We start from the raw sequence: 7,401 nt of genomic DNA on the forward strand, positions 1-7,401 counted from the left end.
CCGGCGCCTGGGCGCAGCGCGACGGCTTCGGCTTCGTCATCCGCGAGGAGGCCCTGCCGAAGGCCGTCACCGAGGAGGGGCTCATGGAGCTCCCCAAGACGTACGAGTGGACCACCCGGTACGCCAAGTACGGCGACGTCTTCATGAGCGACCCGTTCGCCGCCCAGAAGCTTCCCGCCTACGGCTACTACACCATCGCCATCGGCTACCCGGACTTCTTCCTGCCGGACGAGACCCAGCGGAAGATCGACGTCGTGCAGTACTTCAAGGGCGAGATCAGCCGCGACGAGAAGCTGGCGATCCTGCACAAGTACGACGCCGACTGGGTCGTCCAGTGGCCCACCCAGGGCGGTCTGCGGGCCGACGACCCGGCCCTGAAGAAGGTCGCCACCTCGCCCGAGGGCCGCGTCCTCTTCAAGGTCGTCGGCTGACGGAGCCGCTCGCACGACCACGGGGAAGGGCCCCGCGGACACCGTCCGCGGGGCCCTTCCCCGTACCCGGGTCCTCGCCGCCTCAGCGGTCCGAGGTCACCGTGACCTTCTCGTCGTTCTGGATCTGCCGGACGAGCTCCTTCACCTTGGGCATGTCCCACTTCAGGGAGCCCTGCGGCGCGCCGCCCGCGATCGGCATGTTCATCGACCGGCCGTCACCGCTGTTGACGCCCTTCATCGCGAAGAACATCTTCCCCAGGTCGTACAGCGACATGTCCTTGTCCACGATCAGCGTGTCCAGGCCCGCGCCCAGCGTCGGGTAGAGCGTGAACGGGTTCAGGATCGTGCCCGGCGTCGCCGCCTGGTTCGCCAGCGCGGACAGGAACTTCTGCTGGTTCTTCGTCCGCTGGAGGTCCGACTGGGCGAAGGCGTACCGGGTCCGGACGAAGGCGAGGGCCTGCTCGCCGTTGAGGGTCTGCTGACCGGCCTGGAAGTCGGCGCCGGACTTCTTGTCCTTGAAGCCCTTCTCGATGTTCATCTCGACGCCGCCGAGCGCGTCCACGATGTTCGCGAAGCCGGCGAAGCCGATCTCCGCGTAGTGGTCGATGCGCAGCCCCGTGTTGTACTCCACGGTCCGCACCAGCAGCTCGGGGCCGTCCATCGCGTAGGCGGCGTTCAGCTTCGAGCCGCCCCGGGGACCGAACTGCTTGCCGGACTCGGAGCCGACGAAGGACGGGATCGTCACCCAGGAGTCACGCGGCAGCGAGATCATCGTGTTCCCGCTGGAGCAGGCCGCGAGGATCATCATCGAGTCGGTCCGCTTGCCCTCGGCGGAGCCGGTGTGCAGCTTCTTCTTCTCCTCCGCCGACATGCCCTCGCGGCTGTCGGAGCCGACGATCAGGTACGTCGTGCAGTCACCCTCCTCCGGCCGCTCGATGACCTTGGAGAGGTCCACCTCGTTGCGCATCTGCGAGCTCGCCCAGGCGTAGGTGCCGATGCCCCACGCCAGGACGCCCACGACGAGCACGATCGAACCGACCTTGATCCGCTTGCGCCAGTCCACCGGGGCGCCGCCCCCGGGCCCGCCGGACCTCGGCGAGTACTGCGGCGGCACGGTCCCGTGCCCGCCGCCGTCACCGCCCCTGCCCTGGGGGCCGTACACCTGGCCCGTGTTGTAACCGGAGTCGTAGCCGGAGGCCTGGGCCTGCGTGAAGTTCGGGTTGTAGCCCTGGTCGTGCCGAGGCGGCTGCTGGGGGACCTGCGGTCGCTGCACATGACGCATGCGGCGAGGGCCCTCGGACCGAGGGTTCGCGCTGCCACGGCCGTATCCGCCGTCGTCGGGCCAGTCATTCATGCCGTCCAGTGTGCCGGGCGGCCCTTTCCCGGCGACAGGCCGGGTGGAGCATCGGGCCGGTGCTGTTGCCAAGCTGATGCAAAGCGGACGCGCCCGGGACCCGGCATAAGGTGGAGGGCATGACAGAACAGGGCGATACCCCGGGCGAGCTGCCCGGCAAGCCGACCTCCGCCTCTCGCACCACCCTCAGCCACATCATGACCAGCCACGACACCAACCTCCTCGGCACCGTGCACGGTGGCGTGATCATGAAGCTGGTGGACGACGCGGCGGGCGCCGTCGCGGGCCGGCACTCGGGCGGACCGGCCGTCACGGCCTCCATGGACGAGATGGCCTTCCTGGAGCCGGTCCGGGTCGGCGACCTCGTCCACGTCAAGGCCCAGGTCAACTGGACCGGCCGCTCCTCCATGGAGGTCGGCGTCCGGGTCCTGGCCGAGCGCTGGAACGAGTCCACGCCCGCGACGCAGGTCGGCTCCGCCTACCTGGTCTTCGCCGCCGTCGACGCCGACGGCAAGCCGCGCCCCGTCCCCCCGGTGATCCCCGAGACGGAACAGGACAAGCGCCGCTACCAGGAGGCCCAGATCCGCCGCACCCACCGCCTGGCCCGCCGCCGCGCCATCATGGAGCTCCGCGAGGCCCGCGCGGCCCAGGGCTACGACGACTGACCGGGGCGCGCGGCGGCGAGGAGAGCGGGACGGCGAGGAGAGCGGGACCCGTACGGCACGGATCGGCACGGCACCGGCGCGTGACGCACGGGTCCGCGCACCACCGGCCGGGGACCGGGCCCGTACGGGATCACCCGCACACCACCTCGTCCCCCCGGACCGCCTCGAACGGCCCGGGCTTCCCCTCCTCCTCCCCGCGCACCGGGGTGACCCCCTTGTAGTCCCCGCCCACCGTCACCTTCAGCGTCCCGCCCCGCCCGGCGGTCTCCCGCAGTTCGGCCCCCGGGAGCGCCGCCGCCAAGGTCCTCGCGGAACGGTCCCAACGCGGGTCGTACTCGACGACGGTCCGCTCCCGGACCGGCCCCGCCGCGGTCAGCGGGGTGCGGGTGGTGTCGAAGCCGGCCGCGCGCAGCGCCTCGTCGACCCTGCGGCCGAGCCCGTCCGTGCGGGTGCCGTTGTAGACCTGGACCCGGACGGAGCGCGGCGGCACGTCCACGACCGCGCGGTCCGGCGCCGTGGGGGCGGCGGAGCCCGCACCGGGGGAGACCGGGCCCGCGGAGCTCCCCTTCGGCGCGGCCAGCGGCCGGTCCTCGCGCAGCGCCTGGAACAGTTTCTGCGCCTTGGCCGCGTCCCACTTCACCGTGGAGCCGATGCCCTTCACCGGGAAGCTCATGTTCCCGACGGGCACGGACACGAACTCCGACGAGGCCGGGGTGAAACCGCGCATCGCCTTGGCGAGGGACAGCATCTGGTCCGTACCGAAGCCCTCGTCCGCCCGCACCGACCCCAGCATCGTCGTCGCGACCTGCCGGAACCGCACCGGGTTGAACAGCACCCCACCGCTGGTGAGCCGGTCGACCAGGGCCGCCAGGAACCGCTGCTGCCGCTGCATCCGGCCGATGTCCGCCGCGCCGTCGATGTGCCGCGACCGCACGTACTGGAGCGCCCGCCCGCCGTCCAGCTCGTGGGTGCCCGCGGCCAGGTCGAGCCCCGTGTACGGGTCCTTCATCGGCCGGGCCGTACAGATCTCCACCCCGCCGACCGCGTCGACGGTCCGCATGAAGCTGGTGAAGTCGACCTCCAGGTAGTGGTCGATCTTCACCCCGGTCATCGACTCGACGGTCCGCACGGTGAGCGCGGGACCGCCCTCCGCGTAGGCGGCGTTGAGCTTCACCGGGTGCGCCTCGTGCCGCTCGCCGGTGGTCAGGTCGGTGTGCTCGGGCATCTCGGCGTACGAGTCGCGGGGCAGGCTCACCACGCTCGCCCGCTCCCGGTCCCCGGAGATGTGCACCAGCATCACGGTGTCGGTGCAGTGGCAGGGCTCGCCGCCGAGCCGGTACTTCTCCTTCTCCTCGGCGGTGATCCGGTCGCGCCCGTCGGTGCCGACGACGAGGACGTTCATGCCGTGCCCGGCCTGCGGCCGGTTCTTCATGTCCTTGAAGGGGTCCACCCGGGTGATCCCGGTGTCCAGGCCGGTGACCACCGCGTGCCCGATGCCGCCCGCCGCGAGGACCGCCACGGAGAGCGCCGTCGCCATCCGCTTCCCCCACCGGGGCCGCCGGGGCCGCCCGGGCCTCCCCCGACCCGCGGCGGGTCGGGGGACGGGGCGGCGAGGGGGCGTGCGGGGCGGTGTGGGCACGGACGGACACCTCCGCGGGTGCGACAAGGGGAACCGTGAGCACCGTAGGCCCATACGATCAGCGCAAGGGCCCGCCCGCCCCGGCGGCGCGCGAGGGTGTCCCCCATTCGCGGTAACGTGGCGGGCGATACTGCTGTCTCCCGGGCGACGACCCCGGACCCCCCGAGGAATCCATGCAGCCCCCCGTCTCCGTGATCATGCCGGTCCTCAACGAGGAGCGGCACCTGCGCAACGCGGTCCGTCACATCCTGGAGCAGGAGTACGACGGCGAGATGGAGGTGGTGATCGCGCTGGGCCCGTCCACGGACCGTACGGACGAGATCGCCGCCGAACTCGTGCGCGAGGACCCCCGCGTGCGCACCGTGCCCAATCCCACGGGCCGTACTCCCGCCGCCCTCAACGCGGCGATCCAGGCCTCGCGTCACCCGATCGTGGTGCGCGTCGACGGCCACGGGATGCTCTCGCCGAACTACATCGCCACCGCCGTCCGGCTCCTGGAGGAGACCGGCGCGCAGAACGTCGGCGGCATCATGCACGCCGAGGGCGAGAACGCCTGGGAGGAGGCGGTCGCCGCGGCGATGACCTCGAAGATCGGCGTCGGCAACGCGGCCTTCCACACCGGTGGCGAGGCGGGCCCGGCGGAGACCGTCTACCTCGGTGTGTTCCGGCGCGAGGCGCTGGAGCAGCAGGGCGGCTACAACGTGGAGTTCATCCGCGCCCAGGACTGGGAGCTGAACTACCGCATCCGTGAGGCGGGCGGTCTGATCTGGTTCTCGCCGGAGCTCCGCGTGCAGTACCGGCCCCGCCCGTCGGTGAAGGCGCTCGCCAAGCAGTACAAGGACTACGGTCGTTGGCGCCACGTGGTGGCCCGCTACCACCAGGGCTCCATCAACCTCCGTTACCTGGCCCCGCCGACGGCCGTCTGCGCCATCGCCGCCGGCCTGGTCGCGGGGGCCACGCTCACCCCGCTCGGCTTCGTGATCCCGGCCGGCTACCTCGCCGCCATCACGGCCGGTTCGATCCCCGCGGGCAAGGGCCTCCCGCTCAAGGCGCGCCTGCAGATCCCGGTCGCGCTGGCCACGATGCACATGTCGTGGGGGTACGGCTTCCTCACCAGCCCGCGTTCGCTCGCGAAGAAGGTCATCGCCAGCCGCCGCCCGGCGGTCCGCGCGGAGCGCGTCTGACGCCTTCTCCGCTCCGCGCGGACGGCGACGGCCGGGTCCCTCGTGGGGCCCGGCCGTCGCCGTGTCGCGGGGCGGAGGTCAGCTCTTGCCGTCCCACCGGTAGACGGAGTAGATGTCCATGCAGTCCACCTTGTCGTCGGCGCCCTCCGGCAGGTCGCCCGCCTTCGTCACCGGCCGCTTGTACGTGTCGCCCTCGCGCCAGTCCTCGCCCACGATCAGGGTGACGGACTCGCTGCCGGTGGCGGCGCGCACGGCGGTGTCGGGCAGGCCGAGCGCCTTGGCCACGGACTGGGCGTTGGCGCGGCCCTGTTCGCCCGTCGCCTTGGGGTAGGTGACGACGGTGTCCTTGCGGCCGCCGTCCTCGCGCGAGGCCTCGGCGCGGGAGAAGCCCTTGCCCTTGAGGGTCTCGGCCATGGCGCCGGCCCGGCCCTCGACCGGGGGGCGGGTGCCGCTGCCGTCCGTGCCGTTGATGACGGCCACCCCGAAGGAGTCCGGGGCCTCCGGCTTCGCCTTGGGCTTCACGGGGCCGGCCGGCTTCGGTTTGGGCTTGGCCCCTGGCTTGTCGCCGTTCTTGTCGAGGGCGACGTCGTCCCGGAGCATCGTCCACATCTTGTCCGCGGACTCCGGGACCAGCTGGAGCCACTCTTCGGGCCTCGGCGGGTACTTCATCGTGGGAACCGTCGCCGTGGTGAGGCGGTCGATCTTCACGTTCTTCAGCTGCATCGACAGGTCGAAGAGGGCCGACACCGACTTGATCTCGTCGGAGACGATCAGCGCCTTGGTGGCCGTGTCCGCCAGGCCCATGAGACGGCCCGTGTCACTCCAGGCGTTCTGCTTCTGGAGCTGCTTCATCATGCCGTTCATGTACATGTGCTGGGCCTTGGCGCGGTTCTGGTCGCTGCCGAACGCGTGCCGGGTACGCAGCCACTGGAGGGCCTGCTCGCCCTTGATCTCGTGGGTGCCCTCCGCCAGCTTCAGCCCGGAGCCTCCCTTGACCGTCCTCGTCGAGCGGTCGTGCACACCGGTCTTGACGCAGACCGGGACACCGCCGACCTCGTCCGCCATGGCGACCACACCGGCGAAGTCGATCATCATCCAGTGGTCGATGTAGACCCCGGTCAGCGACTCCCAGGTGGTCAGCGTGCAGCCCGGTCCGCCGCGTTGCAGCGACTCGTTGATGGGCCGGTTGGTGGTGGCCGGGTAGGTGGCGTTCTCGTCCCGGCACTCCGGGATCGGGACCACGGTGTCGCGGGGGATGGAGATGATGGAGGCGTTCTCCCGGTCCGCCGAGATGTGCAGCAGCATCTGCACGTCCGCCAGCGGCCTGCGGTTCTTGTCGTTCCGCCCGCCGCCGAGGGCGATGTTCTTCTCGTCGGCGCGGCTGTCGGAACCGATCAGGAGGATGTTCAGCGGGGTGTCGCCGAGCGCGTTCGGCTTCGCCTTCTCCACACCGCTGTTGCCGCCGGCGCGGGCGCCGCCGCGGATGTTGCCGTTGAGGTGCTCGTAGTACAGGTATCCGGCGCCGGCCGTGCCGAGTATCAGCAGCGACAGCGTGATCGCGCTCCAGCGCAGCGCCTTGCGCTTGCCGGACTTCTTGGCCTGCCGCCGTGCGGCGGCCCGCCCGCCCGCGGCCGCCGGTCCCGTACCGCCGGAACCGGCCGGCCCGCCGCCGCGGCGGCGCGTGGCCCGGGGCGACGCCCCCTCGGCGCCCGCCTCGCCGGCCACGGCCCTCTCGTCCGCGCCGGTGGTGCCGTCGGCGCCGTACGGCTCGTCGTCCCAGCCCGACTCACGGGCGTGCGGAACACGTCCCCGTGTTCCCTCCCCACGCACGCTGTTGCGTCCCACCCCAAGGTCCCCTGTCCGTCAGACCAGCCTCGCGTGCGCCGCACCCCGGTGTCTCCGGGTCACTTGGCGCACACCTGCTTGTCGGCTGCTACCTTCTGCAGATCCTTCGGCGCCTGCACCGGCCCCGTGAGGGGCACCCCCGCGCCCTTGAAGTCAGCGCCGAGGACGAGCGTCATGGGCGCGCGCTCCGCGGCGTCCTGTGTCCCCGGTTTGAGCGCCGTGGCCGGCAGGCCCATCATGTCGGCCAGCTTGCGGGCCTGATCGGCCTGGTTCGGCGCGTACG

5 protein-coding genes and 2 pseudogenes are annotated in these 7,401 nt (G+C 71.7%); 3 read left to right on the forward strand and 4 right to left on the reverse strand.

What is annotated here, in order from left to right; translation table 11 throughout:
• A pseudogene (locus tag RIF68_RS20500) lies at window positions 1–431 on the forward strand (hypothetical protein); the annotation flags it as partial.
• Window positions 432–513: 82 nt separating this feature from the next.
• Here RIF68_RS20500 and RIF68_RS20505 read toward each other — a convergent pair.
• Window positions 514–1,785: an LCP family protein gene (locus tag RIF68_RS20505; protein ID WP_309052747.1), complete on the reverse strand. Its 1,272-nt coding sequence runs from the start codon at window positions 1,783–1,785 to the stop codon at window positions 514–516.
• A 119-nt stretch (window positions 1,786–1,904) separates the two neighbouring features.
• Between RIF68_RS20505 and RIF68_RS20510 the strand changes: the two genes are divergently transcribed.
• Window positions 1,905–2,450, forward strand: coding sequence for an acyl-CoA thioesterase (locus RIF68_RS20510; RefSeq protein WP_309052748.1), 546 nt, complete (start codon window positions 1,905–1,907; stop codon window positions 2,448–2,450).
• A gap of 130 nt (window positions 2,451–2,580) precedes the next feature.
• Here RIF68_RS20510 and RIF68_RS20515 read toward each other — a convergent pair whose 3' ends face one another.
• The gene (locus RIF68_RS20515; RefSeq protein WP_309052749.1) at window positions 2,581–3,987 is read right to left on the reverse strand and encodes an LCP family protein; all 1,407 of its coding nucleotides are present in this window, start codon (window positions 3,985–3,987) and stop codon (window positions 2,581–2,583) included.
• A gap of 275 nt (window positions 3,988–4,262) precedes the next feature.
• Between RIF68_RS20515 and RIF68_RS20520 the strand changes: the two genes are divergently transcribed.
• Complete coding sequence (locus RIF68_RS20520) at window positions 4,263–5,273, forward strand: glycosyltransferase family 2 protein (RefSeq protein WP_309052750.1); 1,011 nt, start codon at window positions 4,263–4,265, stop codon at window positions 5,271–5,273.
• A gap of 78 nt (window positions 5,274–5,351) precedes the next feature.
• On the opposite strand, the gene RIF68_RS20525 is transcribed toward RIF68_RS20520, so the two are convergent.
• A complete protein-coding gene (locus tag RIF68_RS20525; RefSeq protein ID WP_309052751.1) occupies window positions 5,352–7,118 on the reverse strand; it encodes an LCP family protein in 1,767 nt (588 codons plus the stop codon).
• A gap of 59 nt (window positions 7,119–7,177) precedes the next feature.
• A pseudogene (locus RIF68_RS20530) lies at window positions 7,178–7,401 on the reverse strand (LytR family transcriptional regulator); the annotation flags it as partial.

Origin of the sequence: Streptomyces sp. (assembly GCF_031178505.1) — a bacterium.
Lineage (GTDB): Bacteria > Actinomycetota > Actinomycetes > Streptomycetales > Streptomycetaceae > Streptomyces > Streptomyces gulbargensis.